The following is an 838-nucleotide window of genomic DNA, read 5'->3' as shown; positions in this document are numbered from 1 at the left end:
AGGAAAAATCAGTGAGGAAGACGCGTTGCACAGTGCTGACTCAGCGAACGACTTACGTTTAATGTTGAAAACACAACGAGGCGATCTTAGCACTCCCGGTTCTTTGGCAAACGTGAAGATTGATATGGATTAGTTCGGCAGTGCCAAAACACCATGAAAAAACGAGAGAACCAGAAGATCTCTCGTTTTGTTAGGGAGTGCGAAGGTTGAAGAGTCTTCGGTGAGTTAGCCCCACTGAGCTTCAAACCAACTCTCTAAAATAATTACCGCAGATTGGCAATCGACGTTGCCTTTGCTCAAAGCTTTGTAACCGCCCATAGAGAACAGCTCAGAACGCGCTTCCGTGAGATCAGGCGTTCATCATGCAACTCAACCGGAAGACCGAAGCGCCCTTGTAGGCGTTGAGCAAACTTCTTCGCGCGTGGAGTAATGGTTTCTAAGGCCTTGCCGTGTAAATCTGTCGGCAATCCCACCACCAATAAATTGGGTTGCCACTCTTTGATTTTGCTTTCAATCTCATCCCAATTTGGAATGCCGTCATTGGCTTTGAAAGCCTTCAGTGGTGATGCGGTGCCAGTAATTTCTTGGCCGATGGCACTACCAATGCTTTTGGTGCCAAAATCGAATGCCATGATGGTGCGAGACATAAATAACCTAAGTCAAACGGGTTAAGCGTGACCAGCTTGATCGGAAAGCTGAGACGCGTGAATTCCAAGCATTTGCACGGCTTTTTGCCAGCGCATTGCTATCGGTGTGTCAAAATAATATCAGGATTGGCTTCAACTGTGAGCCACGAGTTCTCCGCTAACTCGGCTTCGAGTTGCCCAGCACTCCAGCC

General features: G+C 48.0%; 3 pseudogenes. 1 reads left to right on the top strand and 2 read right to left on the bottom strand.

Annotated features, from left to right (window positions below):
- Positions 1–133 (top strand): annotated as a pseudogene (locus CIK04_RS27740) (type IV pili twitching motility protein PilT); the annotation flags it as partial.
- Between the two features lie 92 nt (positions 134–225).
- On the opposite strand, the pseudogene ruvX reads toward CIK04_RS27740, so the two are convergent.
- Positions 226–647, bottom strand: a pseudogene (gene ruvX, locus CIK04_RS27735) (Holliday junction resolvase RuvX).
- Between the two features lie 21 nt (positions 648–668).
- Positions 669–838, bottom strand: a pseudogene (locus CIK04_RS27730) (YqgE/AlgH family protein); the annotation flags it as partial.

The organism is Vibrio sp. 03_296 (assembly GCF_002265885.1).
This window is presented reverse-complemented; position numbering and strand designations above follow the sequence as displayed.